General features: G+C 74.7%; 22 protein-coding genes and 1 other RNA gene. 11 read left to right on the top strand and 12 right to left on the bottom strand.

The features are described from left to right. Positions 1-31: 31 nt before the first annotated feature. A complete protein-coding gene (locus ACFWIS_RS01595; RefSeq protein ID WP_380454533.1) occupies positions 32-3,415 on the bottom strand; it encodes a BTAD domain-containing putative transcriptional regulator in 3,384 nt (1,127 codons plus the stop codon). 193 nt (positions 3,416-3,608) lie between these two features. Between ACFWIS_RS01595 and ACFWIS_RS01590 the strand changes: the two genes are divergently transcribed. Next, the gene (locus tag ACFWIS_RS01590) at positions 3,609-4,424 is read left to right on the top strand and encodes a site-2 protease family protein (RefSeq protein WP_380454535.1); all 816 of its coding nucleotides are present in this window, start codon (positions 3,609-3,611) and stop codon (positions 4,422-4,424) included. Here the strand turns inward: ACFWIS_RS01590 and ACFWIS_RS01585 are convergent. Further along, on the bottom strand, positions 4,421-4,612 hold the full coding sequence (locus tag ACFWIS_RS01585) for a hypothetical protein (RefSeq protein ID WP_380454537.1): 192 nt from the start codon (positions 4,610-4,612) through the stop codon (positions 4,421-4,423). The two genes, ACFWIS_RS01590 and ACFWIS_RS01585, sit on opposite strands and share 4 nt — an antisense overlap. Before the next feature lie 193 nt (positions 4,613-4,805). Continuing rightward, the gene (npdG, locus tag ACFWIS_RS01580; protein ID WP_380454539.1) at positions 4,806-5,498 is read right to left on the bottom strand and encodes an NADPH-dependent F420 reductase; all 693 of its coding nucleotides are present in this window, start codon (positions 5,496-5,498) and stop codon (positions 4,806-4,808) included. A gap of 47 nt (positions 5,499-5,545) precedes the next feature. Here npdG and ACFWIS_RS01575 point away from each other — a divergent pair, with 47 nt between their 5' ends. Both ACFWIS_RS01575 and ACFWIS_RS01570 read left to right on the top strand, forming a co-directional pair. Beyond that, a complete protein-coding gene (locus ACFWIS_RS01575; protein WP_380454541.1) occupies positions 5,546-6,148 on the top strand; it encodes a hypothetical protein in 603 nt (200 codons plus the stop codon). A gap of 46 nt (positions 6,149-6,194) precedes the next feature. After that, positions 6,195-7,523, top strand: coding sequence for an MFS transporter (locus ACFWIS_RS01570; RefSeq protein ID WP_380454543.1), 1,329 nt, complete (start codon positions 6,195-6,197; stop codon positions 7,521-7,523). Positions 7,524-7,535: 12 nt separating this feature from the next. Here ACFWIS_RS01570 and ACFWIS_RS01565 read toward each other — a convergent pair whose 3' ends face one another. Further along, a complete protein-coding gene (locus ACFWIS_RS01565; RefSeq protein ID WP_380454546.1) occupies positions 7,536-7,766 on the bottom strand; it encodes a hypothetical protein in 231 nt (76 codons plus the stop codon). A gap of 123 nt (positions 7,767-7,889) precedes the next feature. Here ACFWIS_RS01565 and map point away from each other — a divergent pair, with 123 nt between their 5' ends. After that, on the top strand, positions 7,890-8,735 hold the full coding sequence (gene map / locus ACFWIS_RS01560; RefSeq protein WP_380454548.1) for a type I methionyl aminopeptidase: 846 nt from the start codon (positions 7,890-7,892) through the stop codon (positions 8,733-8,735). Between the two features lie 102 nt (positions 8,736-8,837). Here map and ACFWIS_RS01555 read toward each other — a convergent pair whose 3' ends face one another. Then, positions 8,838-9,536, bottom strand: coding sequence for a bifunctional DNA primase/polymerase (locus ACFWIS_RS01555; protein ID WP_380454550.1), 699 nt, complete (start codon positions 9,534-9,536; stop codon positions 8,838-8,840). 428 nt (positions 9,537-9,964) lie between these two features. On the opposite strand from ACFWIS_RS01555, the gene ACFWIS_RS01550 reads away from it, so the two are divergent. Further along, a complete protein-coding gene (locus ACFWIS_RS01550; protein ID WP_380454551.1) occupies positions 9,965-10,195 on the top strand; it encodes a hypothetical protein in 231 nt (76 codons plus the stop codon). A gap of 39 nt (positions 10,196-10,234) precedes the next feature. After that, on the top strand, positions 10,235-10,444 hold the full coding sequence (locus tag ACFWIS_RS01545; RefSeq protein WP_380454553.1) for a hypothetical protein: 210 nt from the start codon (positions 10,235-10,237) through the stop codon (positions 10,442-10,444). A 161-nt stretch (positions 10,445-10,605) separates the two neighbouring features. Here the strand turns inward: ACFWIS_RS01545 and ACFWIS_RS01540 are convergent, their stop codons facing one another. Continuing rightward, a complete protein-coding gene (locus ACFWIS_RS01540; protein ID WP_380454555.1) occupies positions 10,606-11,283 on the bottom strand; it encodes a PadR family transcriptional regulator in 678 nt (225 codons plus the stop codon). A 526-nt stretch (positions 11,284-11,809) separates the two neighbouring features. Here ACFWIS_RS01540 and ACFWIS_RS01535 point away from each other — a divergent pair. Further along, on the top strand, positions 11,810-12,208 hold the full coding sequence (locus ACFWIS_RS01535) for an ACT domain-containing protein (RefSeq protein WP_380454579.1): 399 nt from the start codon (positions 11,810-11,812) through the stop codon (positions 12,206-12,208). 161 nt (positions 12,209-12,369) lie between these two features. Next, positions 12,370-12,627 carry a Prokaryotic metallothionein gene (locus ACFWIS_RS01530; protein ID WP_380454557.1) on the top strand — a complete coding sequence of 86 codons (258 nt, stop codon included), beginning with the start codon at positions 12,370-12,372 and terminating at the stop codon, positions 12,625-12,627. Positions 12,628-12,702: 75 nt separating this feature from the next. Here the strand turns inward: ACFWIS_RS01530 and rnpB are convergent. The 3 genes from rnpB to ACFWIS_RS01515 form a co-directional block, all read right to left on the bottom strand. Continuing rightward, positions 12,703-13,100, bottom strand: an RNA gene (rnpB, locus tag ACFWIS_RS01525) — RNase P RNA component class A. Between the two features lie 13 nt (positions 13,101-13,113). Further along, positions 13,114-14,631, bottom strand: a complete 1,518-nt coding sequence (locus ACFWIS_RS01520) for an MFS transporter (RefSeq protein ID WP_380454559.1) — start codon at positions 14,629-14,631, stop codon at positions 13,114-13,116. Between the two features lie 38 nt (positions 14,632-14,669). Next, complete coding sequence (locus ACFWIS_RS01515; RefSeq protein WP_380454561.1) at positions 14,670-16,145, bottom strand: RNB domain-containing ribonuclease; 1,476 nt, start codon at positions 16,143-16,145, stop codon at positions 14,670-14,672. A gap of 170 nt (positions 16,146-16,315) precedes the next feature. Here ACFWIS_RS01515 and yaaA point away from each other — a divergent pair, with 170 nt between their 5' ends. Continuing rightward, positions 16,316-17,101 carry a peroxide stress protein YaaA gene (yaaA, locus tag ACFWIS_RS01510; RefSeq protein WP_380454563.1) on the top strand — a complete coding sequence of 262 codons (786 nt, stop codon included), beginning with the start codon at positions 16,316-16,318 and terminating at the stop codon, positions 17,099-17,101. An 18-nt stretch (positions 17,102-17,119) separates the two neighbouring features. On the opposite strand, the gene ACFWIS_RS01505 is transcribed toward yaaA, so the two are convergent. From ACFWIS_RS01505 to ACFWIS_RS01495, 3 genes are read right to left on the bottom strand one after another with little or no spacing between them, the layout of a single operon-like run. After that, positions 17,120-18,253, bottom strand: coding sequence for a bifunctional RNase H/acid phosphatase (locus tag ACFWIS_RS01505; RefSeq protein WP_380454565.1), 1,134 nt, complete (start codon positions 18,251-18,253; stop codon positions 17,120-17,122). Positions 18,254-18,257: 4 nt separating this feature from the next. Next, on the bottom strand, positions 18,258-19,001 hold the full coding sequence (locus ACFWIS_RS01500; RefSeq protein ID WP_380454567.1) for a zinc ribbon domain-containing protein: 744 nt from the start codon (positions 18,999-19,001) through the stop codon (positions 18,258-18,260). Between the two features lie 23 nt (positions 19,002-19,024). Further along, entirely contained in the window at positions 19,025-19,861 is an 837-nt protein-coding gene (locus tag ACFWIS_RS01495) for a Nif3-like dinuclear metal center hexameric protein (RefSeq protein WP_380454569.1), read from the bottom strand. A 542-nt stretch (positions 19,862-20,403) separates the two neighbouring features. Here ACFWIS_RS01495 and lanL point away from each other — a divergent pair. Both lanL and ACFWIS_RS01485 read left to right on the top strand, forming a co-directional pair. Further along, complete coding sequence (gene lanL / locus ACFWIS_RS01490) at positions 20,404-23,526, top strand: class IV lanthionine synthetase LanL (RefSeq protein ID WP_380523446.1); 3,123 nt, start codon at positions 20,404-20,406, stop codon at positions 23,524-23,526. Further along, entirely contained in the window at positions 23,523-25,514 is a 1,992-nt protein-coding gene (locus ACFWIS_RS01485) for an alpha/beta fold hydrolase (RefSeq protein ID WP_380454573.1), read from the top strand. Before lanL ends, ACFWIS_RS01485 begins: the two co-directional genes overlap by 4 nt. Positions 25,515-25,653: the final 139 nt, after the last annotated feature.

Below are 25,653 nucleotides of genomic sequence, written 5' to 3'. Positions count from 1 at the left end.
ACCCTGCCGGGCGGGCGACGCCGGGGCGGCCTCAGCCGATCAGCTCCGTCAGCATCTCCTGGGTCTGCCGCTGAGTCAGCTCCTCACCGACCGCGTGCGCCGCCTCGAAGTCGGCACCGCCCAGCAGCTCCTGCAGGACGGCCGCCGAGCGCTCGCGCTCCACCCGGTCCAGGTAGCCGCCCTTCGGGCCGTTCAGCCGCGTGTGCGCGCCGATCAGCACGGCCGCCTGCCGGGCCCGCTCCAGGTCGCCGTCCCGCTGCGCGAACGCCCGCAGCACCCCGACCACGGCCGGCACCACCATGACCGTCATCTGCTCGGCGAACCCGCTCGCGGCCGTCATCGAGACCAGCAGTCGGCGGCCCTCGCGCAGCAGGGCGAGCCCCTCGTCCGGATCCCCCGCCCGGGCGACGATCCAGCCCCGGGCGCTGAGCAGCATCCCGCGCACGATGCCCGGCACGAACCCGGACGAGGTGATCGCGTCGAGCTCCGCCAGCTCCGCCAGGGCCTGCGGGTACTCGCCGCGCTGGGCGTGGATGCCGCAGAGCGTCAGGTGGCCGAACAGCAGGGCGCCGGTGTCGGACTGGTTGAGGCCCGCACCGTCGATGGCGGCCAGCGCCTCCCTGATGATCCGCTCGCCGAGCTCCAGGTCCTGCTCCAGCAGGGCGCTGCCGAGGTTCACCTGGAGCATCGGCACCTCCTGCGGTGCGCCCAGCTCCTCGGCCAGTTCGATCGCCCGCTCGTACGCCGCGGCGGCGCCCACGGCGTCGCCCCGGTTGGCCAGCGACTCGCCGCGGGCCGACAGCGCCTGGGACACCCCCCAGAGGTCGCCGGCCTGCTCGAACAGCTCCAGCGATCGCACGCCGTCCTGGATGCTCTGCTCCTCTCCGCCCGGCCAGTCGTTCAGCATCCTGGCCCGGACCTGGAGGGCGAACGCCAGGTCGTTCGGATCGCCGTGCACCTCGCAGCCGCGCACGGCGTCGTCCATCAGCTCCCGCATCGCCTCCAGCCGGCCGGCCAGGAAGGCGCCGAACACCCGCATCAGCCCCGGGAAGCGGTAGGCCTGCGGGTGCTCCGGGGTGTAGGCGTCCAGCAGCGCCTCCGCCATCCTGACCGCGTCCGGGTTGCCGAGCACGTCGAGGTTCCCCTCGAACATCCCGATCAGCCGGAACATCGCGACCAGCCGGCGGGCCTCCTCGACCACCCCCCGGGGCATCGGGACGCCGTACGCGAGCACGTTGCGCTCCAGCGGCACCGGCCGCGGGGCGTCCGGGCCGAACGGGTCCGGGCCGAGCGCGCCGATCGCGGTGTACCAGCCGCGGGCCTCCATGCCGTAGCCGCGCAGCGACCAGTACCAGCTCATGCCGACGGCGATGACCAGCGCCTGCTCCTCGTCGGCGCGGTCGACCGCGCGGCGCAGCGCGGCCCGGATGTTGTCCTGCTCGCGCTCCAGCACGGTCAGCCAGTGCAGCTGCTGCGGGCCGTGGACGTTGAGGTCGGCGGTGGCGACCAGCGCGCGGAAGTGCGCCAGGTGCCGGGCCTCGGTGGCGTCGCGTTCGGCGGCGGACTCGGCGAGGCGCTCGGTGGCGTACTCGTGGATGGTCTCCAGCATCCGGTAGCGCGGCTGGCCGGTGTCGTCGGCGAGGTCGGCCACCAGCAGGGACTTGTCCACCAGGGAGAGCAGCAGGTCGGCGACCTCCGGGGCGACCACCCCGGTGCCGTCGGCGCAGATCGCCTCGGCGTCCTCCAGCTGCCAGCCGCCCGCGAACACCGAGAGCCGGCGCAGCACCGCCCGTTCCCGCTTGCCCAGCAGCTCCCAGCTCCAGTCGACCACCGCGCGCAGCGTCTGCTGGCGCGGCAGCAGGGTGCGGCTGCCGGCGGTGAGCAGGGCGAACCGGCCGTCCAGGCGGTCGGCGATCTGCCGGGCGGTCATCACCCGCAGCCGGGCGGCGGCCAGCTCGATGGCCAGCGGCAGGCCGTCCAGGCGGCGGCAGATCTCGGCGCAGGCCTCCGGATCGCCCTGCGGGTCGAAGCCGGGGCGGGCGGCGGCGGCCCGCTCGGTGAGCAGCCGCAGCGCCACCGGGTCGGGCAGCGGCTCGACCGGCAGCACGGTCTCGCCGGGGACGCCCAGCGGCTCCCGGCTGGTGGCGAGCACGGTCAGCCCCGGGCACTCCGCGAGCAGGGTGTCCACGAGATCGGCGGCGGCCTGGATCAGGTGCTCGCAGTTGTCCAGGACCAGCAGCATCCGGCGGTGGCCGCAGTGTTCGATCAGCCGGCGCACCGGGTCCTCGGCGCGCTTCTCCATCACCTCGGCGACCATGCTGGCGCTGTGCAGCACGATCTCCCGCAGGCCGAGCGCGGAGACCACGGCGGCGGGGACGGCCTCCGGACTCTCCAGCGGGGCGAGTTCGGCCAGCCAGACGCCGTCCGGCCACTGCCCGGCGGACTGTTCGGCGCGGCCGGCCTCGACCGACAGCCTGGTCTTGCCGGAGCCGCCGGGGCCGGTCAGGGTGACCAACCGACGGGCCGTCACCAGCTCGCGCAGGGCAGCGAGATCGCTCTCCCGGCCGACGAAGCTGGTCAGCCGGCCGCGCAGGTTTCCGGTGGCGCGCGGGAGTTGGGCGGCGGACGGGGGCGCGACCGGGGCCGGGGCCGGTCGCATCCGCTCCGGCTCCGGCTCCGGCTCCGGCTCCGGAGCGGCTTCCGCCGACTTGAGCAACTCGGCGTGGAACGAACGGAGTTGCCGCCCCGGATCGGCGCCGAGCTCGTCCGCCAGGGCGCGCCTGGTGCGCTCGTAGTGCCGCAGCGCCTCGGCCGTACGGCCGCTCCCGTGCAGGGCCCGCAGCATCAGCAGCTGCAAGGGCTCGTCCAGCGGCTGCCGGTCGCACAGTTCGGCGAGTTCGGCGACCAGCTCCCCGGCCCGGCCGAGCCCGAGGTCGGCGGCTATCCGATGGCGGCGGGCCTCGTCCCGCTGGGACTCCAGCCGGGCGGCCGGCCCGCTGCGGTCCGGCAGGTCGGCCAGGGCGGGACCGCGCCACAGCGCCAGGGCGGCGCGCAGCCGTTCGGCGGCCAGCGCGTGGTCACCGGTGTCGAGGGCGCGGCGGCCCTCGGTGCTAAGCCGCTGGAAGTCGGCGAGGTCGGTGGCCGGGTCGGTCAGCCAGTACCCGGCCGGGCCGGAGCCGATCCGCTCCCGCCCGATGGTGCGGCGCAGCCGGCCGACCAGGGTCTGCAGGGCGGCCGAGGAGTCCTGCGGCGGCTCGGCCTCCCACACCTCGTCCACCAGCAGGTCGGCCGGGACCGGTCGGCCCTGCCGCAGGGCCAGCGCGGTGAGCAGCGCCCGCAGCCTGGCGCCGCCGAGCGGGACCGGCGTGCCGTCGTCGTGGTGGGCCGTGGTGGTTCCGAGGATGCCGTAGTGCACCGGTCCATTCTGGTCGATCGGCGGCTGCGAGGGCGCACAATTGTGCTGGCCCCCACCGGGCGCCGCCGCCCGACGGAACCGGGCACCGCCCCTCGGACGTTCCCCCTGGGCGGCTTGTCCGGCCCCCGGCCCGCCCGGCATGATCGGTCCCAGCCGGTAGTCCCCCGTCCCTCTGTTCACGGAGCCCCCACAGATGACCTTCGCCGCCACGCCGCGTTCCCGCAGCGAGGACCGCCGGATCAGCCCGGTGTTCTGGGTGCTCCTCGCCACCCTCGGCACCTCCGCCTGGGCGGTGTACTCGGGATACGGCAACGCCCGGTTCGGAGTGTTCCTGTTCGTGGTGTCGGGCTGGATGGTCTCGCTCTGCCTGCACGAGTACGCCCACGCGCGCACCGCACTGCACGGCGGTGACATCACCGTCGGCGCCAAGGGCTACCTCACGCTCAACCCGCTGAAGTACACCAATGTGCTGCTCAGCTTCGTCCTGCCGATCGTCTTCGTGATCCTCGGCGGCATCGGCCTTCCCGGTGGCTCGGTGTGGATCGAGCGCAGCCGGATCCAGGGGCGCCTCAAGCACAGCCTGATCTCGGCGGCCGGGCCGCTGGTGAACGTGGTGTTCGCGGCGGCGCTGCTGATCCCGGTCGGCGCGGGCTGGCTGGACGACTCCGACCTGCACGCCTCGTACTACGGCTACGAGCTGCCCGTCTCCCCGTTCGCCTGCGCCCTCGGCTTCCTCGGCCTGCTGCAGCTCAGCGCGGCCCTGCTCAACCTGCTGCCGGTGCCCGGCCTGGACGGCTACGGGATCATCGAGCCCTGGCTGTCGGCCAAGGCCCGGCGCTCGGTCGAGCCCTTCGCCCCGTACGGGATGCTCGCGGTGTTCGCGCTGCTGTGGCAGCCCGAGGTGAACTCGTTCTTCTTCGGGATCGTCCACGACCTGATGAGCCTGTTCGGCGTGGACACCGACTACGCGACGGTCGGCCGGTACCTGTTCAGCTTCTGGAAGAGCTAGCCCTGCTGGGCGGCGGCCGCCGCCTCGGCGATCTTCGCCTTGCGGCGGTTCATCCACAGCACGTTGCTCGCCACACCGGCGAGCGGGAGCCAGATCAGCCCGATCCAGAAGCCCTCGATCATCGAGACCACGGCGGCCGCCAGCGCGAGGACGACGACGAGCAGGGCGAAGAGGGACGTGCGAGGCATGGGGCGAGGCTCCTAGGACCGGGTACGGACGGCCGGGTCGCGGCCGGCCCCCATTGTCGCCGACCTCACCTCCGGGCTGGGCCCAGGGGGCCTGTCCTCAGGATTGCGTCGTCCGTCCGGCGGACGGCAGACGGATTCCTGAGGACAGGCCCCCTGAGGTGAGGCCGACACGACGCCGGTCATCGGTCGGTCACTACACGTCGGTGATCCGCAGGCCCGCGTGGGCCTTGTAGCGGCGGTTGACCGAGATCAGGTTGGCCACCAGCGCCTCGACCTGGTGGGCGTTGCGCAGCCGGCCGGAGTAGATGCCGCGCATGCCGGGGATCAGGCTCGCCAGCGCCCGCACCACGTCGGTGGCGGGCCGGTCGTCGCCGAGCACCATGACGTCGGTGTCGATCCGCTCGACCGACTCGTCCTGCAGCAGCACCGCCGAGAGGTGGTGGAAGGCGGCGGTGACCCGGGAGTCCGGGAGCAGTGCGGCGGCCTGCTCGGCGGCGCTGCCCTCCTCCGGCTTGAGCGCGTAGGCACCCTGCTTGTCGAAGCCGAGCGGGTTGACGCAGTCGACGACGATCTTTCCGGCCAGGTCCCCGCGCAGCGCGGTCAGGGTGGCGGCGTGGCCGTCCCACGGGACCGCGACGATCACCACGTCGCTCTCCCGGGCGACGGTGGCGTTGTCGGCGCCGCGCACGCCGAGGCCCAGCTCGGCGGCCGAGGCCTCGGCCCGGGCGGCGTCGCGGGAGCCGATGATCACCTGCTGGCCGGCCTTGGCCAGCCGCAGGGCGAGGCCGCGCCCCTGGTCGCCGGTGCCGCCGAGGACGCCGACCACCAACTGCGAGACGTCCGGCAGCTCGTGGGCCGGGTTTGTCGCTGATTCGAGGGAAGTCATGGCCCGATCTTCCCAAATCGCCGACCCGGCGCGACATCCTGGCCCGCATGGACGCGGTGAGAGTTTCGGCACTCCGGGAGCGGCTCGCGGGCACCGGCTGGCTGGAGGCGGTCGGCGGCTTCGCCGGCTCGTTGCGGCGCTCGGTGGAACGGCGCGGGGCGGGCCAGCTGCTGCTGGTCGGCACCGAGGCGTACGAGCCCTGGCACCTGGCCGCCCACCTGGAGGACGAGGCCGCCTGGTCGGCCGTCCCCCGGCTGGCACCCACCCTGCTGCGGCACCGGCCGCCCGCCGCCGCCCCGGCCCACCTGGCGCACGACCTGCGGCGGCTGACCGAGGCCGGGCGCGGCGCCACCGTGCTGGTGGTGGCCCCGGGGGCGGCCGGCGTCCCCCTGCTGGAGCGGGTGCAGGACGCCCGCCGGCACGGCGCGACGGTGCTGGCGCTGGACGGCACCGCTTCCGCCACCGGCGACCTCGCCGGTCTCGCGCACGAGCGGCTCGGTGTCGGCACCGCCGCCGAGGAGCCCTTCGACCTCGCCCAGCACCTGGTCAGCGCCGCCGCCGGGCAGCCGCCGGGCCGCCGCTCCGCGCTGGACCGGCTGGCCGGACTCGCCGGGCGACTGACCGCGGGACCCGCGATCAACCGCTGGTGAAAAACCCGTTGCGGGCGCGGAACCGACCGCCCGAGGATGGTGGTTCGTGAACGACGACGAACCACCGCATACCGGTCGGCCACGCGGCCTGCTGCGCTCGCTGACACCCGATCTGACGCCGTGGCGCGCCTCCCGCGACTTCCGCTACCTGTGGACGAGCGGCTGCGTCACCAGCTTCGGCAGCTTCCTGACGTACGTCGCCGTGCCGATGCAGATCAAGGAACTCACCGGCTCCTCCTTCGCGGTGGGCCTGATCGGCGCCGTCGAACTCGTCCCGCTGATCGTCTTCGGCCTCTGGGGCGGCGCCCTCGCCGACGCCCTGGACCGCCGACGGCTGGTGCTGCGCTCCGAGGCCGCACTCGGCCTGCTCGCCGGACTGCTGCTGCTCAACGCCCTGCTGCCGCACCCGCTGCTCTGGCCGATCTACCTGGTCGCCGCACTGGTCGCGGCCTGCGACGGCCTGCAGCGCCCGGCCCTCGATTCGCTGCTGCCGCGGATCGTGGCGCACCAGCACCTGACGGCCGCCTTCGCCCTCAAGTCGCTCTACCACAACGTCGCTTCGGTGGCCGGGCCGGCACTGGCCGGTGTCGTGGTGGCGTTCTCGGGGGTGCACACCGCGTACGCGCTGGACGTGCTGACCTTCGCCGTCTCGTTGCTGCTGCTCGTCCGGATCAAGGCGGTGCCGCCGGCCACCGGCGCCGAACGCCCTTCTGTGCGGGCGGTGTTGACGGGCGTGCGGTACGCGTGGAGCCGCAAGGACCTGCTGGGCACCTACGCGATCGACGTCTGCGCCATGCTGTTCGCCTTCCCGGTGGCCGTCTTCCCGTTCCTGGCCTCGGAGTTGGGTGCGGAGTGGGCACTCGGCCCGATGTACGCGGCCTCCGCCGTCGGCGCCCTGCTGGTCGGCGCGACCAGCGGCTGGGCGTCCCGGGTGCACCGGCACGGGCGGCTGCTGGTGGCCGCCGCGGTCGGCTGGGGCGCGGCCATGACGCTGGCCGGGCTGTCCGGGAACGTCTGGGTGGTGCTGCTCGGACTGGCGCTGGCCGGCGGCGCGGACGAGATCAGCGGGCTCGCCCGCTCCACCATGTGGAACCAGTCCATCCCGGACGCGGTCCGCGGCCGGATGGCCGGCGTCGAACTGCTCAGCTTCTCCGTCGGCCCCCAGCTCGGCCAGGTCCGGGCCGGCACCATGGCCGGCCTGCTCGGAGCCCGCGCCGCCGTCTGGACCGGCGGCCTGGCCTGCGTCGCCGCCGTCCTCGCCGTCGCCGCCGCCCTGCCCCGTCTGCTCGCCTACGACGACCGCACCGACCCGCACACCGCGGCCGTCCGCGCCGAGCACGAACGCACGGAACAGCAGACCGCCGCCCCGGCGTGACCGGTCGCCGCGCTACTGACCGCCCTCGTCCTTCGGCCGGTCGCTCCAGCGCGGGTCGTTCTGCCACTCGCGGTTGCGCTCGTCGGCGATCTGCAGGGCGTGGGCGGCCTCGTCGGGGGTGGCGTACGGGCCGAGGCGGTCCTTGGCCGGGCACTCGGGGCCCTCCTCGACCTTGCCGTGCTTGATGCAGTAGAACCACTCGCCGGGCTTGCCGGTCGGCTTGCGGTTGAATCCGAGGGGCATGGTGTTCTCCTGTCCGGACACAAGGGTCGGTACCGATCATTCCCCGGGCCGGGCCGCCCTGCACACCACGGGGGGAACCGCCGGGCCGGGGCGGGGGCGGGGGTGGCGACTAGACTCGCCGCCATGGCTCTCGTACCCGGCATCCAGTCCCCCACCCGCAAGGTCCCGGCGCACATCGCGCGCCCCGAGTACGTCGGGAAGCCCGCCCCGACGCCGTACACCGGGCCCGAGGTGCAGACCGCCGAGACGATCGAGAAGATGCGGATCGCCGGCGGGATCGCCGCCCGGGCGATGGAGGAGGCGGCCAAGCTGATCGCCCCCGGTGTCACCACCGACGAGCTGGACGCCGTCGCCCACGCGTACATGTGCGACCACGGGGCCTACCCCTCCGACCTCGGCTACCGCGGCTTCCCCAAGTCCGTCTGCACCTCCATCAACGAGGTGATCTGCCACGGCATCCCGGACTCGACCGTGCTGCAGGACGGCGACATCGTCAACATCGACGCCACCGCGTACATCCACGGGGTGCACGGCGACCTCAACGCCACCTACCTGGTCGGCGACGTGGACGAGGAGTCCCGGCTGCTGGTCGAGCGCACCCGGGAGTCCCTCGACCGGGCGATCAAGGCGGTCAAGCCGGGCCGTCAGGTCAACGTCATCGGACGGGTCATCGAGTCCTACGCCAAGCGCTTCGACTACGGCGTGGTGCGGGACTTCACCGGACACGGCATCAACACGTCGTTCCACTCCGGCCTGATCATCCCGCACTACGACAGCGAGCGGGCCACCGAGGTCATCAAGCCCGGCATGACCTTCACCATCGAGCCGATGCTCACCCTGGGCACCTACGACTACGAGATCTGGCCGGACGGCTGGACGGTCGTCACCAAGGACCGCAAGCGCACCGCCCAGTTCGAGCACACCCTGGTGGTCACGGCGGACGGCGCGGAGATCCTCACCCTGCCGTAAGCCCTGGCGTAAGTCCTGGCGTAGGTCCTGCGGCAAGTCCTGCGGCAGGTCCTGCCGCAAGCTTCTCCGCAAGCCCCGCCGTGACCCCGACCGGTGGGCGTCCTAGCCGATCAGCCACTGCTCCTCGGCGACGGCGCCCACCTCGGTGCAGGCGTCGGTGAGCACGTCCAGGACGCGCAGCGGGTCCGGCAGCGGCAGTTCGGGCCCGCGCAGCCACCGCACCTCGGAGCCGTCCGGCAGCGCGGCCGGCGGGAGCAGGGTGTACGAGCCGCGGCAGTGCCAGCGCAGACCGGGGTGCTCGGACATGGTGTCCGGGGTGGAGTCCAGCGCGCTGTCCCACCACTCGTCCTCGTCCTGGGGGGTGCCCCGGGTGGCGGTGAAGAACAGGTAGCGGTCCTCGCCGACGGCGGCGACCGGGCCCTCGACGCCCAGCGCGGTCAGCCGCTCCAGGGCGAGCCGGCCGGCCTCGGCCGGAACGTCCAGCACGTCGTGCACCCGGCCGGTGGCGGTGACGAAGTTGGCCAGGGGGTCGCGGGAGAGCCAGCGGGAGAGCTGCTCGGGGTCGGTGGTGGCCTGGGTCTGCCAGGCGAAGGAGACCGGGTGCTGGGCCGGGGCTGGGCAGGCCACCCGGTCGCAGGAGCACCGGTAGCCGGCCGGGTGGGCGGCGGGTGCGAGGGGGAATCCGGCGCGTACCGCGCCGAGCAGTTGATCGAGTCTGGCGGCCGGGTCCGCGCCTCCCGGGCGGTCCCGCTGTCGGTCACGCTTCTGCCACCAGGTCGTCCACCTGCCGCCGGCTTCCATCGGGCCCCTTCCGCGCAACTGCCGTGCCTGGTGCGACACAGCGTTCGACGTACCACTCCGACGCAACGCACGGCGCCCCCCGCTGCTTCCCCGAGGTGGTGCTCGGCCCTGCTGTCCGCGCCCCGCCGACCGCGGCCCGGGGTCACCGGACGGCCGACGCCGGGTCTCGGTACGCCTGTCGCGGCAGCACGCTGTCCGCGCCGGTGACGGCCGGAGGGCGCGCTGACACGCGCCCCGCCCGGCCCGTACGGGCCCGCTGACCCGGGGCGGACCCCGAGGGCGTAACAGGAAGGATAAGGGTGCGCGGGGCCTCCGGATGACCGGGGGCGGTGCCTCTCCGGTCACACTCCGGGCACTCCGCTCTCACCGGGCCTCCGCCCCGGGGTGCTCCCGCCGTGGCCACCGCGTGGAGGTGAGACCCTGGAGGGGTGAAGAGCGCGGACACCGAATTCGTCGGCGGGCCCCTGGACGGGCGGATCCTCCCGATCCCGCTGGGGCCGATGCTCGGCGTGCCCAAGAAGTACAAGGTCCCGGTCCCCGCGCACGGCGACGCCGCCGCGCGCACACTGGTGTACGTCCGGAGCAAGCAGACGCGGGGACTCAGCTGGTTCTGGCGCTACGAGTACGACGAGGCGGCCTCCACCGGACCCTCGGACTGACCGGCCGCCCGCTCCCCTTCCCCTCCCCGGGAGGTCGGCATGGCCAGGACGGCACGGCACCCCGTACGGCGCTCCAGGAGCCGCGCGCAGGCGGCCGCCCACCACAACCGGCAGGTCGCCGGGGTGACGGGGGTGCTGCTGCTGGTGGTCTGCCTCTACAGCGTGACGATCGGCCCGGACGGCTGGCTCTGGTTCGGCTGGGCGGTGCTGCTGCTCGCCTGCGTGGCCCTCTTCGTGGTCCGCCCCTGAGCAGCCGGCCGACCCGAGCAATGATCGGTCCCTCCGGAGTGCTCCACCCCTGAGCAGTGATCGACCCTCGGGCCGTGGTCGGCCCCTGAGCAGTCATCGACCCTTGGGCAGCGGCACCGCCCGTGTCACCGGCTGCCGCCGGGACCGGCCCCCCGCACCGGTCAGTCATCCTCTGCGAGGATGAGGTAGAGCTTCTTGCGGGCCTCGGTCAGCACCGCCAGGCCCTTGACGCGCTGCGCCTCGGTGCCCGTCCGCATGACCTGCTGGACCGCCTGCTCGACCGCGGCGAGCGCCTGGCCGACCTCCTGGACGGCCTCCCAGTCGACCTCCCGGCCGGCTTCGGCCCACGGCTCGGCGGGGCCGGCCTCGGCCTCGGCGCGGCCCTTCTCGGTGAGCGAGACCAGCCGCTTGCCACCGACCTCCTCCGCCGTGATCATGCCCTCCTCCTCCAGCAGTTGGAGGTTCGGGTAGATCGACCCCGGGCTGGGCCGCCAGGCCCCGTTGGTCCGCTCGGCAATCTCGGCGATCATCTCGTAGCCGTGCATCGGCCGCTCCTTGAGCAGCGCCAGCAGCGAGGCCCGGACGTCGCCGCGCCGGGCCCGGCCGCCGCGCCGCCCGTGCGGGCCACCGCGCCGGCCGCCGTGGCCGCCGAAGCCGTGCCCGAACGGGCCGCCCATCGACCGGCCGGGGCCACCGCCGCCGAACGGCGGGCCGAAGCCGCCGAAGGCCTCCCGCCCCTCGAAGCCGTCCCCGGGCATCCCCCGGAGCTCCGGGCCCGGCCCACGGCGTCGCCCGCCGCCGCGCGGGCCCTCGCCGCGAAATCGCATTCCTGAGCGCATGGCGCCCACCTCCTGAAGGTTCCATCTGACGCATCCGAGACAGTCGAGTCACTGTCTCGATAGTTCGACGATATATCGGTGACTGTCGCTCGTCAACGGATACCGACACGGCTCCGCCAGCGGCCCACGGAGTCCGGCAGGCTCCCGACGACTTACTGATCGCACGTCTACCGGGGTGCCGACAGCATTCGGGCCCATGAACGGACGATCACGCGTCGGCACCTGGCCGGGCCTGTCGGCCCTGGCCGTCTGCGCCACGCCCGCGGCTCCCTCGACCTCCGCGCAGGCCGTCACCACGGCCACCGACCAGGCATTCACGATCACCTTCGGCAACGACAAGTGCCTTGAGGTGGACGGGAGTTCCACGGCGAACGACGCGCAGGTCCGGATCTACGACTGCAACGGCTCCGGCGCCGGCGTCCGGACCGGCCGTGCGGCGAAGCACCGCGGCCTCGCCCTCGACCGTCGCCGCGACAGGACATCCTCCGGACGGCACCGGCCCGGACCAACCGATACGGTGACGGGTATGGCCGGTGAACGAGACCTTGCGACCCTGCTCCGCGGGATGCGCCCGCAACTCAACCCGGGGCGGTACGTCTACTGCACCCTCCCCGCGAAGGTGCCCGCCGGGATGCGGCCGGTGGTGACCGTGGCCGAACCCGAAGGGGTGACCGTGGTGGTCGCCCAGGACGAGGCGGACGCGCTCGGGCTGCGCTACGAGTACGTGGCGGCCTGGATCACCCTGCAGATCCACTCCGCGCTGGAGGCCGTCGGACTGACCGCGGCCGTCGCCGGGCGGCTCGCCGAGCGGGGCATCAGCTGCAACGTGGTGGCCGGCTTCCACCACGACCACCTGTTCGTCGCCGCCGACGACGCCGACCGCGCCGTCCGGGCCCTGGAGGAGCTCTCCGCCGGCTCCGCCTGACGCTCCCGCCCGGGTCCCGCCCGACGCCGCCCGCCTCCGCCCTGCGCCGCCCGGCCCGTCCCGCCGGACGGGCCCACCGGGTGGCCGCCGCCCGCCGGTCCTTCGACACTGGAAGGAGCCGCCCCGCCAGGGCCGGCCCCCACCGGAAGGAGACGGCCGCCATGGCCATCTGCGTCACCTGCGGCAACGACTACTGGCTCGCCTTCGAGATCAAGACGGTCACCGGCGACACCTACACCTTCGACAGCTTCGAGTGCGCGATGGAGAAACTCGCCCCACGCTGCGAACAGTGCCACGTGCGCATCGTCGGCCACGGCGTCGAGGTGGCCGGCATGTTCTTCTGCTGCGCCAACTGCGCCCGCGTCAACGGCGGCCTCGGCGAACAGATCCGCGACGCCGTCGGCTCCCGCCCGGCCTGAGTCGGGACGGGACGCACGAAGGCCCTCCGGCCGGCGCTACGCGCGCGGGCCGGAGGGCCTCCGACGTTCAGGGGGCGGAAGAGTCGGCCTGTACGCCGGGTTCTGTCACCCGGGTTGCTTGCGCGGCCCGGGGAGACGGCCATCCATCTAGGGCTGCCGTTGCCGACAGCCTCGTGCGGTCTACCCGCGAGCTCGGGCGAGCAGCCCTCGAACACTCGCGCACGGCGCCCGAAGGCACCGATCTTGACCTTGCTCCAGGTGGGGTTTACCTAGCCGGCCGGGTCACCCCGGTCGCTGGTGGTCTCTTACACCACCGTTTCACCCTTACCCACGCGCCGAAGCGGTGGGCGGTCTGTTTTCTGTGGCACTGTCCCGCGGGTCACCCCGGGTGGGCGTTACCCACCACCCTGCTCTGTGGAGCCCGGACGTTCCTCGGCGGGTCTGGGACCCGTCGCGACCGCCCGGCCGGCTCTTCCGCCGTAGTGGTCATGGTAGCCGCTCGGGCGGGGCCTCCCGCACCCCGGTCCGGACCACCGGCGCCTCCGCACCGAGGCGGGCCGCCACCCGGGCGGCCGTACCCGTCGCCCAGGCGCCCGTGGTGAGCACCCCGAGGACGAGGACCGCCCCGCCGAGACCGACCAGGATCCACCAGCCGGCGTGGCTGGCCGGGGCGAAGCCGGTCGCCATCGGGCCCACCACCGCCGAGGTGACGACCGTACCGATCACCGCGACCCCCAGCGACTGGCCGACCTGGCGGCTGGTCGAGGCCACGGCCGCGGCCACACCCGCCTGGGCCCGCGGCATCCCGGAGACGGCCGCGTTGGTGATCGGCGCGTTCACCAGGCCGAAGCCGAAACCGAACAGCGCGTAGGCGACCAGCAGTAGCGCCGCCGGGGAGTCCGCGGTCAGCCGGGTCAGCAGCAGTCCGCTGGCGGCCAGGCCCAGGCCGGCCACCACCAGCGGCAGCCGCGGGCCCCGGCTGCCGACGATCCGTCCGGACAGCGGCGCGCAGACCAGCATCAGCCCGGCCATCGGCAGCGTCCACAGGCCCGCCTCGACCGGGGTGTAGTGCCGGACGTCCTGCAGGTAGAGGGTGTTGAGGAAGAGGAAGCCACCGAGCGCGGCGAACGCGCAGACCGCGGTGACGGTCGCCCCGGTGAACGGCGCGCTGGCGAAGAACCGCGGGTCCACCAGCGGCTCGGCGACCCGCCGCTCCCACAGCGGGAAGGCGATCAGCGCGGCCACCGCGGCCGAGGCCAGGGCCAGGATCAGCGGGGACGTCCAGCCGCTGCCCGGGCCTTCGATGATCGCCGCGGTGCCGCAGCCCAGCAGGACGACCATCAGCGACTGCCCCACCGGGTCCAGCCGGCGCGGCCTGGGCGCGCGCGACTCGGGGACGTAGCGGACCGTCAGCAGTATCGCCAGCAGCGCCACCGGGACGTTGATCAGGAAGATCGACGGCCAGCCGGCGCCGTCCACCAGGAAGCCGCCGAGCAGCGGGCCGAGCGCCATCGAGATGCCGACCACACCGCCCCAGACGCCGATCGCCTGGGCCCGCTCCTTGGGATCGGTGAAGGTGTTGGTGATGATCGACATCGCCACCGGGTTCAGCATCGAACCGCCCACCGCCTGCAGCGCCCGGAACGCCACCAGCCACTCCAGGCTCGGCGCCAGACTGCACAGCAGTGAGCCCAGCGCGAAGCAGGTCAGGCCGATCTGGAACACCCGGCGGCGGCCGAAGCGGTCGGCCACCGAGCCGAACAGCATCAGCAGCGAGGCCAGCACCAGGGTGTAGGCGTCGATGATCCACTGCAGGCCGGAGGCCGGGGCGTCCAGGTCCTTCTGGATCACCGGGAGCGCGATGTTCACCACGGTGTTGTCCAGGCCGACGATGAACAGGCTCAGGCAGCAGATCGCGAGGACGAGCAGCCGGCGGCGGCGCCCGGCGTCGGGGACGGGCCCGGCGGGTCCGGGGGCGAGGGTGGGGAGCTGGGGATCGGGCACGGACCGATCCTCCCACCCCCGGGCCGGGGGCGGAGGACTCAGAGCGCCTCGAAGCGGACCGTCCGGGTGGCCGGGTCCGCCCTGCTGAGCCGGACGTCGATCTCCCGGCCCAGCGGCAGCCCGGCGGGAGCCCCGGCCGGCGAGCCGTTCACGGCCGCGTCGCAGCGGGCCCGGACGGCGGGCTCGCGCAGCTGGACGGTCCCCGACCCGGGGCGCTTGCCGTCCACCTCGATGACCACCGCCGAGAAGTCCTCGCCCTCCCGGCCGACCAGCAGCTCCGCCTCCACCAGGTCCACGCAGGCCCGTTCGACCTCGGCCGCCCGCCGGTCCCCGCTCGCCATCAGCGTCGGCACGGCCGGCAGCGCCTCCCGCGCCCAGCCCGGTACGTCCTCCCCCGCCGCCACCGCCGCGCACACCTCCTGGGTGAAGCGGTCGCCGAGCCGGCGCAGCGGTGCGGTGCAGTGCGCGTACGGGGCGGCCAGCGCGGCGTGCCCCGGCTCGACGGGGGCCGGCAGGCCACGGGACTCGTCGAAGGCGTGGTAGCCCGCGCCGCGCAGCAGACCCGTGCAGGCGTTCAGGAAGGCGGCGTTCAACGGCACCTCCGGATCCAGCGACCGGATCAGTTCCGGGTACGGGACGGCCTGCGGCCAGTCCACGTCCAGCGCGTCGGCGATCCGGCGCAGCCGCTCGTACGCGGCGGCGGGCGCCGCCGGCAGGGTGCGCAGCAGGCCGACGCCCGCGTCCAGCATCAGCTCGGCCGCGGCCATGCCGGTGAGCAGCGAGATCTGGGCGTTCCAGCCGTCGGCCGGACCGGCCGCGCGGTAGCCGAGCACGTAGCCGTGCAGGGTCTCGGTGACCTCCTGCTCGGGCACCGGCAGGCTGATCCCGCCGCGGGCCCGCTCCTGCTCCTCGCGCAGCCGGCCGACGGTGGCGAGGAGCGCGAGCTGCTCGTCGGCGCCGCCGAGGTCCACGGCCCGCTGGACGGCCGCGTAGTCCAGGCGGCGGTGCGAACGCACCAGGGCCCGTCGGACGTCCGCCAGCACCACGGCGCCGTCGGTGTCCAGGTCCAGTTGCCAGAGCAGGGCCGGGCGGGGTTCGCCGGGCAGCAGGCTGGCGGCGTCCTCGGAGATCCGGGCCGGGTGCAGCGGGACGCGGTGGTCCGGGAAGTAGAGGGTCTCCACCCGGCGGCGGGCCTCGGCGTCGATGGCGCCGCCCGGGCGGACGAAGGCGGCGACGTCGGCGATCGCGTAGTGCACCCGGTAGCCGCCGCCCGGACGGTGGGTCAGGTGCATGGCCTGGTCGAGGTCGCGGGAGCCGGGCGGGTCGACGGTGAACAGCGGCAGGTCGGTGGCGTCGTACTCCGGCAGCCGGGGGCTCCCGGCCGCCTCCTCCGCCTCGGCGAGCACCGCCTCGGGCCACTCGGTGTGGATCTCCAGGCGGGTGCGGAGCTCGGTCAGCTCGGTGTTGATCCGGGCGGAGTCGACGGCCTTGACGCGCAGTTTTCGGCGAGGCATGCAGGTCAGCGTAGGGCGAATCGGGTGATTCCGGACGGAGGCCTGGACGCTCGGCGCGGTTCCGGCGGCTGAACGTCCGGTACTACGCGCCCTGTGCGTGGCGCTGGGGGGCGGAGCGGCCGCAGTAGGGTGGCGGGGTTCGTCCGCCACAAACTGTTGAGGAGTCCGCTGTGCTGGTGCTGTTGCCGCCCTCGGAGGGCAAGGCCGCGTCCGGGGACGGCGAGCCGGTCGCGCTCGACCGGCTGTCGCTGCCGGGGCTGACGGCGGCGCGCGGTGCGGTGCTGGACGCGCTGGTCGACCTCTGCCGGGGCGACCAGGACACCGCCGCCGAGGTGCTCGGGCTGACCCCCGGGCTGCGCGGCGAGATCGCCAAGAACGCCGCCCTGCCGACCGCCGGGGCCCGTCCGGCGGCCGAGGTGTACACCGGGGTGCTGTTCGACAACCTGGGCCTGGCCACCCTGGACGCCGCCGCGTACGCCCGCGCCGAGCGCTCGCTGCTGGTGTTCTCCGGCCTGTGGGGCGCGGTGCGGATCTCTGACCGGATCCCGTCCTACCGCTGCTCGATGGGCGTGAAACTCCCGGAGCTGGGGGCGCTCGGCGCGTACTGGCGGGGCGCGACGGCCGCCGTGCTCCCGGAGGTGGCGGACGGGCTGGTGCTGGACCTGCGCAGTTCCGCGTACGCGGCGGCCTGGAAGCCGGCCGGCGAGGTGGCCTCCCGTACGGCGACCGTCCGGGTGCTGCAGGAGCGGAACGGCAAGCGCACGGTGGTCAGCCACTTCAACAAGGCGACCAAGGGCCGGCTGGTGCGGGACCTGCTGGTCGCCGGGGCGGAGCCGAAGACGCCGGGCGAGCTGATGGACGCGCTGCAGGAGCTGGGCCACCGGGTCGAGCTGGCGGCGGAGGGCACCGCGCGCAAGCCGTGGCAGCTGGACGTGGTGGTCACCGAGGTGCACTGACCCCCGGTTCAGCGGGGGTCAGTGCAGGTGGGAGCCGTCGTTGAGCAGCCGCAGCGAGGCGTTGCCGTCCGCGTAGTACTGGACGGCGCAGATCGAGGCGGCGGAGAGCTCCATCCGGTACATCGAGTCCGGCGGGGCGCCGAGCGCGAGGCGGACCAGCGTCTTGATCGGGCTGACGTGCGAGACCACCAGCACCGTCTTCCCCGCGTACCGGGCGAGGATCTTGTCCCGGGCGACGCCGGCCCGGTGGGTGAGGGTGGTGAAGCTCTCGCCGCTACCGGTCGGCTTGGCCTTGGCGGAGCCCAGCCAGGCCGACAGGTCGTCCGGGTAGCGCTCCTGCACCTCGGCGAAGGTCAGGCCCTCCCAGTCGCCGAAGTCGACCTCGCGCAGCCCGTCCTCGTACCGGACCTCCAGGCCGAGCCGGGCGGCGACGATCTCGGCGGTCTGCCGGGTGCGGCGCATCGGGGAGGCGACGACCGCCTGGATGCTGCCGCGCGCGGCCAGCGCCTCGGCGGCCCGCTCGGCCTGCCAGCGTCCCTTGTCGGACAGCTCCGGGTCGGTGCCGCCGCTGCCGGAGAAGCGCTTCTCCGGGGTGAGCGGGGTCTCGCCGTGGCGCAGCAGGACGAAGGTGGTCGGGGTGCCGAGGTCGGCGGGCGCGGCCCAGCCGGCCTTGGGGGCGGGCGGGCTCGGCAACGGCTCGATGGCCTCCGGGACGGGCTTCCGGGGCTCCCACCGGCGCCCGTCGCGGCCGGCGTCCATCGCCTCGTTGGCCAGCCGGTCGGCGTCCTTGTTCCGCTCGCGCGGGATCCAGGTGTACGTGACCCGGCCGCGCGGGAAGACGCTGCGCGCCTCGGCGGCGAGCGGCTGCATGTCGGGGTGCTTGATCTTCCAGCGCCCGGACATCTGCTCGACGACCAGCTTGGAGTCCATCCGGACGTCCACCGAGGCGTCCGGGTCGAGCTCGCGGGCCGCCTTCAGCCCGGCGATCAGGCCCCGGTACTCGGCCACGTTGTTGGTGGCGTGGCCGATGAACTCGGCGGCCTCGGCGACGAGCTGCCCGGTGTCGCCGTCCCGGACCACCGCGCCGTAGCCGGCCGGCCCCGGGTTGCCCCGGGACCCGCCGTCCGCTTCGACGACGAAGCGCGCCGCCATCGGCTCAGACGCCCGAGTCGGCGGTGCGGACCAGGATCCGCGAGCAGTTCTCGCAGCGGACCACCTTGTCGGCCGGCTCGGCCTTGATGGCGTTCAGCTCGGTGATCGAGAACTCGGTGCGGCAGCCCTCGCAGCGGCGCTGGTAGAGGCGGGCCGCGCCGACGCCGCCCTGGGTCTCGCGCAGCTTGGCGTACACCTTGAGCAGGTCGGCCGGGATGACGGCGGCGACGGCCTCGCGGTCGCGCTTGACCTTGTCGGCCTCGCCGTCGATCTCGGCGAAGGCGGCGTCGCGGCGGGCCTCGGCCTCCTTGAGCACGACGGTGGAGTGCTCCAGGCGGGCGGACAGCTCCTCGACCCGGCTCTGGGCGCTCTCCTGGCGCTCCATGATCTCCAGCACGACCTCTTCCAGGTCGCCCTGGCGCTTGGCCAGCGAGCCGATCTCGTGCTGGAGGTTCTCCAGGTCCTTCGGCGAGGTGATCGCACCGGAGTCCAGGCGCTGCTGGTTGCGGGCGGCCCGGGCGCGGACCTGCTCGACGTCCTGCTCGGCCTTGGTCAGCTCGCGGGCGGTGTCGCCCTTCTGGGCCTCGGCGGCGACGACGAGGTCCTTGAGCGCGGTGTGGTCGGCGGTGGCCTTGTCGATCTCGGCGTGCTCGGGCAGGCCCCGGCGCCGGTGGGCCAGCTGGTCGAGCTTCGAGTCGATGGCCTGGAGGTCGAGCAGGCGGATCTGGTCGGCGGGCGCGGCGTTCAAGGGGAAAGCTCCTGTGAATCGGGTCAGGCGGTGAAGGACATGGGGGCGTGCGCGGTCCACGGGTCGGTGACCCGGTGGGAGACCTTGGTCTCCACGGCCCAGCCGTGCTGGCCGGCGACGGCCCGCAGGGCGCGCTCGGCCAGGCCGAGCCAGGGCCATTCGGTGGCCCAGTGGGCGGCGTCGACCAGTGCGACCGGCGCGGCCTCGGTGGCCTCGGAGGCCGGGTGGTGGCGCAGGTCGGCGGTCACGTAGGCGTCCACACCGGCCGCCCGTACGTCGGCGAGGAAGCCGTCGCCCGAGCCGCCGCACACCGCCACCCGGCTCACCAGGCGGTCCGGGTCGCCGGAGACGCGCACGCCGGCGGCGGTCGCGGGCAGGCCCGCGGCGACCTGCGCGGCGAAGGCCGACAGCGGCAGCGGGGGCTCCAGCAGACCGATCCGGCCGGTGCCGCGACGGCCCAGCGGGTCGGTCGGGTCCGGCACCAGCGGGCCGGTGACCTTGAGGCCGACCGCCTCGGCCAGCGCGTCCGAGACGCCGGGGTCGGCGTGGTCGGCGTTGGTGTGGGCGACGTGCAGCGCGATGCCGTTGCTGATCAGCGTGTGCACCACCCGGCCCTTGAAGGTGGTGGCGGCGACGCTGGTGGTGCCTCGCAGGTACAGCGGGTGGTGGGTGACCACGAGGTCGGCGCCCCACTCCACGGCCTCGTCGACGACCGCCTGGACGGGGTCGACGGCGAAGAGCACACGGCTGACCTCGGCCTGAGGGTCCCCGCAGACCAGGCCGACGGCGTCCCAGGACTCCGCCCACTGCGGGGGGTAGACCTCTTCGAGCGCGGTGATGACGTCGGACAGTTTCGGCACCTGTCGAGACTACCGTGCGCGCGGGGGCGGTCGGGCCTCGGCCGATCGGGGGACGAGGGCGGGGGCGGGCTGCGGACGGGGGTGGGTGAGGTCGTGGACGGCGGCGGGTGGGGTCCCGGACGGGGCCGGGTGAGGTCGCGGACGGGAGTACTGCCGCCGTACAGATGCACGTCAACCTGCGGATGGGGCGCCCGAACCCCCGGGCGGGGCGCCCCGTTCGGGCTCGCGCGCACCGTACGCACCCGTGCGCCGGGCGCCCGCTACTCACAGCAGTGTTCTCGTACGAATTCGAAACCGCCTCCCGATCACCCTTACGAGTGAAGTGACCGGCTCTGCGTTGAGGCTTCGGTTTTCTCGAAACTAACTTCAGTCCTGCGAACGGGAGTTGCCCCGGCCACCCCGACCACCGGTCGGCGGCCCGGTTGAGGGCTCCCGTCCCGGAGCGGCACTCCCGCTCCTTCCGAGAAACCGATCAGGCCGGGCCGTCGCGCCGCGGATGCCGAGCAGGGGCACCCGCGGCCGCCGGCGGCCGAGACGAAGGGATGTGGCGGCGGATGAGGGCGAGCGCATCCCTTCGTACGGCCGGGGGCCGGGGATCGGCGGACCATGGACCGGACGCGGCCGGGACGTGGCCCGGGACGACGCGGGCGGCGCTGGCCGGTGCCGGAGGCCGGGGAGGCGGCGGTGACTGGGAGGTCACCGTCGGGGGCTTCTGGTGCACGGCCAGGCCGTCCGCGTCCGCGCCCTTACCGGACCAGGGGTGGAAGCTGCACGTCAGCGCGGCCTCGGTGGCGGGCGGGGAGGTGCTCGCGGCGGTGACCCGGGTGCTCGCCGCGGACCCGTGCGACTTCAAGTTCGCCGCCACGGAGGAACGGCTGCGCGAGCTCAACTCCCGGAACAGCGAACGGGGTTCGGCGGGCAAGTTCATCACCGTCTACCCGGCGGACGACGCGCAGTTCCAGCGGCTGGCGGCCGAGCTGGACCGGGCCACCGCCGGACTGCCAGGACCGGTGGTGCTCTCCGACCGCCCGTACCGGCCCGGCAGCCGGGTGCACTACCGCTACGGCGCGTTCGCGGCGCGGGCGGAGCTGGGCAACGACGGGGAGTACCGCTCGGTGCTGCGCGGGCCGGGCGGGGAGCGGGCCGAGGACGTGCGCGGGGGGTCGTACCGGGCGCCGGGGTGGGTGCGGGATCCGTTCGCGGCCCCTGTTCCTTCGGGTGGACCTTCGGGTGCTCCTTCGGGTGGTCCTTCGGGTGACCCTTCGAGCGGCAGGGGCCGAGGGGGTCGCGGGGTCCTGCTGGCCGGGCGCTACGCGGTGACCGCCGCCGTACGGCACGGCGCCAAGGGGGGCGTGTTCCTCGGGCGGGAGGCGGCGAGCGGCGCGGAGGTCGTGGTCAAGCAGGCCCGGGCGCACATCGAGGTCGACCGCGCCGGAACGGACGCCCGCGACGCGCTGCGGCACGAGGCCGACCTGCTCGCCCGGCTGGACGGACAGGGGCTCGCACCGCGCGCCGTCGAACTGATCGAGCAGGACGACTCCGTCTTCCTGGTGCAGGAACGAATCGCCGGACAGCCGCTGGGCAGCTGGGTCGCCGGCCGGCTGCGGCGCAACGGCACCCCGGACGTCGACTGGGCCGAGGCCGGCCCGGTGGTGCACGGGCTGCTCGACCTGGTCGAGCGGGTGCACGGCCAGGGGCTGGTCCTGCGCGACCTCTCCCCCGGCAATGTGATGGTCCGCCCGGACGGCAGCCTGCGACTGGTCGACCTCGAACTCGCCGCCGAGACCGGCCGCCCCGCCGGAACGGCCGGCACCCCCGGCTACCGCGCCCCCGAACAGGGCCGGCTCGCCCTCGCGGGCTCCTGCGTCGCCGACCCGGCCGTCGACCTGTACGCCCTCGGCGGGCTGCTCTTCCTGCTCGCCACCGGACACGACCCCCTGCTGCCGGAAGACCTGCCGAACGCCCGCCCGGTCGCCGAACGCCTCGGCCGCTGGCTCACCCTCGCGGCCCGCTCCGGCGCGACCGCGCGGCGGCTGGCGCCGGTGGTGCTGGGGCTGCGGGCGGAGGAGCCGGAGCTGCGGTGGGGGGTGGCGAGGGTTCGGGAGGCGCTGGTCGGCGCGGACGGTGCCGTCGACCGTTCCGTGCACCGGCCGGACGGCGCCGCGTCCGCCGTCGTCGCTCCGCTGTGGCATGTCGCCGCCCGGCCCGGCGCGGGCGCGGGCGCGGCTCGCCCTGGCGTGGGCCTGGTTCACCCCGGAGTCGGCTCGGTCCACCCCGGCGCAGGCCTGGTTCGCCCCGGCGCGCCGCAGGAGGCCGGCGCCGACGAACCGTCCCTCGACCGACTGCTCTGCGACGGCCTGCGACACCTCGCCCTCAGCGCTACGCCCGAGCGGTCCGACCGACTGTGGTCCGTGGTGCCCGCCGGGGAGCGGACCGACCCGTGCAATGTGCAGCACGGCGCCGCAGGTGTGCTCGCCGTGCTGGCGCGGGCGGCCTCGGCCGAGGGTCTGCCGGCCGAGGTGCGGGCGGAGGCGGCGCGCACGGCCCGTACCGCCGCCGGGTGGATCGAGCGTCGGGTGGCCGCCGAGCCGGCGGTGCTGCCCGGGCTGCACTTCGGACGGTCGGGGACGGCCTGGGCACTGCTGGATGCCGCCCGCGTCCTGGGCGACGCCGACGCGGCCGAGCGGGCCGCCACGCTCGCCCGTCGGATCCCCGTCGAGTGGCCCAACCCCGATGTGTGCCACGGCGCGGCCGGCGCCGGGTTCACCCAACTCCGCTTCGCCTCCGACGACCTCGCCGACAGCGCCAACGGCTTCGGCAACGGCCTCGGCGACGACTTCGGGCAAGGCTTCGCCGGGCGGGCCGACCGCTGCGCCCGCTCCCTGCTCGCCGCCGCGCGGCGGGAGCCGTACGGGGCGGTCTGGCCGGTGCCGGCCGGCTTCGACTCGGCGCTCGCCGGAGCCACCCACCTCGGCTTCGCCCACGGCGTGGCGGGCGTGGGCGCCTTCCTCCTCGCCGCCGCCGCAGCGACCGGCGACCGGGCCCTGCGGGACGCCTGCACCACGGCCGCGATCGAGGCCGGCCGGACGCTCGGCGCGACCGTACGGTGGGGTCCGTCCGACGGGGCCACCCGCCCGGCCAGCGACCGGACCGCTGACCGGAGCACCGCCTGGTGGCCGCAGAGCGCGGGCGACCCGGAGCACATCCGGCTCTCCCACTGGTGCAGCGGCTCCTCCGGCGCGGGCAGCTTCCTGCTGCGGCTGTGGCGGGCCACCGGCGACCCCGACGCGCTCGCCCTCGCCCGGGCCGCCGGGCGGGCCGTGCTGACCGGCCGCTGGCACAGCGGAGTGAGCGCCTGCCACGGCCTGGCCGGTGACGGCGAGTACCTACTGGATCTCGCCGAGGCCACCGACGATCCGGCATTCCTCACGGGGGCCAGGGAGTTGGGCCGACTGATCGCCGTCCGCGCCGCCCTGCGCGACGGCCTGCTGACCCTCCCCGACGAGACGGGCACGGGCTGCGCCGCCGCCTACGGCACCGGCACCGCAGGGCCGTTGGCCTTCCTGCTCCGGCTCCGTCACGGCGGCCCCCGGCTCTGGCTGGACCCGCTCTCCCCCGCTGACCATCAACTCCCGTGCGAGACGACCGGGGTGAGCGAGGCATGAACGTGGCCACCCGCACCACCACCCGGGCTCTGCGCCGACTGAGTTTCTCCTTCTCCGCCGACGGCAGCCACGCGGCCTGCCTGGCCGCCGCCGCCGACAGCGGCTGGTACGTGGAGAGTTGGCGGCTCCCCGCAGACGGCGCACCGGCCTCCCCGGCCGCGCTGCCGCTGTCCGGCAACCGCTCCGAGCACCTGCGCTCACAGCTGGTCGCACTGCCCGACGGCTCGGTGCTGGTCTGCCGGCACGACGGCGAACGGCATGACCTGGTCCGCCTCTCGTACGGCGAGAACGGCACCGTGGAACAGGAGTTGGCCTCGCTCCGGATGCCCGGACTGCGGCTGCTGCCGCTCCCGGTACCGCCCGGCGCCGACCCGCGCACCCCGGTGGCGATCGCCCTCGGCACCGACACCCGGCCGGCGACCACCGCGTGGCTGGTCCGGGCGGACGGCAGCGAACCCGTCAAGGTCGCCGAGATCCCCGGCCTGCACGGCGGCGGCGCCTGGCTGGACCACGCGGGCGCACTGCTCGCGCTGGACCGGGTGGCCGGCGGGCTCGTCCGCACCGTCGTCCTGGACCTGCGCAGCGGCACCACCAGCCCACTGCTGGAGATCGGCGAGCACAGCAACGACCGGCTGGTGCTGTTCGACCCCGACAGCCGCTTCGCGATGGTGCGCAGCGACGCACCCGGCACCGACCGGCTCGGCTGGGGCGTGCTGGGCGGCGGGGAGCCACTGCGGTTCCCGGAATGCCTGCACGCCACGGGCATTGTCCTGCGCCCGGTCGCGCTGCGGCAGGCGGCGGACGGCCCCCGGGTCGCGGTGCAGATCGACCACGGCGCCGGGTCCGCGCTCGCCCTGTGGCGGCCCACCGTCGGCCGACTGGACCCGCTGCCCGTCCCGCCCGGACGGCTCGGCGCGGTCGGCCACTGGGACGGGGCGGGGCTGCGCCTCCCGTACTCCTCGCCCGACCACCCGGCGGCACTGGCCACCCTGGACGTGGACGCCCTGCTGGCGCACGGCCCCGCCCCGACCGGGTCCGCCCCGATCCCGCTGCCGCTCCAGCTCGCACCCCTGGGATCGGGGCTGCCCGGCCCGTGGCGGGACACCGTCCCGCCCTGGCAGCCCGGCGCGCCGCGTGCCGTCCGCACCGAGCCCGTCGGCTGGCGGCTGGACGGCAGCACCCCGCCCGGCGACGGTGGCCGCTGGCATCCCGCCCAGAGCCTCGAACTCGCGGGCCCGGCAGGACCGTTGGAGGCCGTGGTGTACGGCGGGGACGCCTGGCTGAGCAGCCCGCACCTGGTGCTCGCCCTGCACGGCGGCCCGGCCGACGCCTGGCGGCTGGAGTTCGACCCGGCCCTGCAACGGATGGCAGCCGAGGGCCTGGCCGTGGTCGCCCCCAACCAGCGCGGCTCCACCGGCTACGGAGTGTCGCACGCCCTGGCCATCCGGGGCGCCTGGGGCGGGCCCGACCTGGACGACGTGCTGTACCTGCTGGAGGGCGTCGCCGGCCAACGGGCCGCTCTCGGCCTGGAACCGCCCGCCCTGTTCGGGGTCAGCTACGGCGCGTTCCTGGCGCTGCTGGCGGCCGCGCACGCGCCGGCCGAGCAGGTCGCCCGCTGCGCGGTGGTCGCACCGTTCCTGTCCGGCGGCCGGTTGCTGGCCGAAGCCGCGCCCCCCGTAAGGGCGTTGACCACCCGGCTGGGCGGCGGCGACCAGATCCTGGACGCCCGCGGCCCGCGCGACGTGCTCCAGCTGGCCCACCGGCTGAGCGCACCGCTGCTGGTGGTGCACGGCAACCGGGACGAGGTCGTACCCGTGAGCCAATCCCGTTCGCTGCGGCACGAGTTGCTGCGGATCGGGCGGGTCGAGGGCACGGACTTCCGGTACGTGGAGGCGGCCGGCTCCGGGCACGAGGTGCTGGCCGAGGAGGGCGCCGCCGTGCTGCACGAACTGCTGGCCGCCTTCCTGCGGACCGGCCGACCGGGCTGACCCGCCCGACGCCCCCAGCACTTCAGACTCCCGGGCCCGTCGCGGCCCGGGGCACCACCCCCGTGCGGCGGATGGAGGCCGCCCGGGGCGCAACACCCGACGCCCGCAGGCAGATCGCGGCGGGCGCACCTCAAGGGGA

Source organism: Kitasatospora sp. NPDC127060 (assembly GCF_042724935.1).
Classification (GTDB): Bacteria; Actinomycetota; Actinomycetes; order Streptomycetales; family Streptomycetaceae; genus Kitasatospora.
This window is presented reverse-complemented; position numbering and strand designations above follow the sequence as displayed.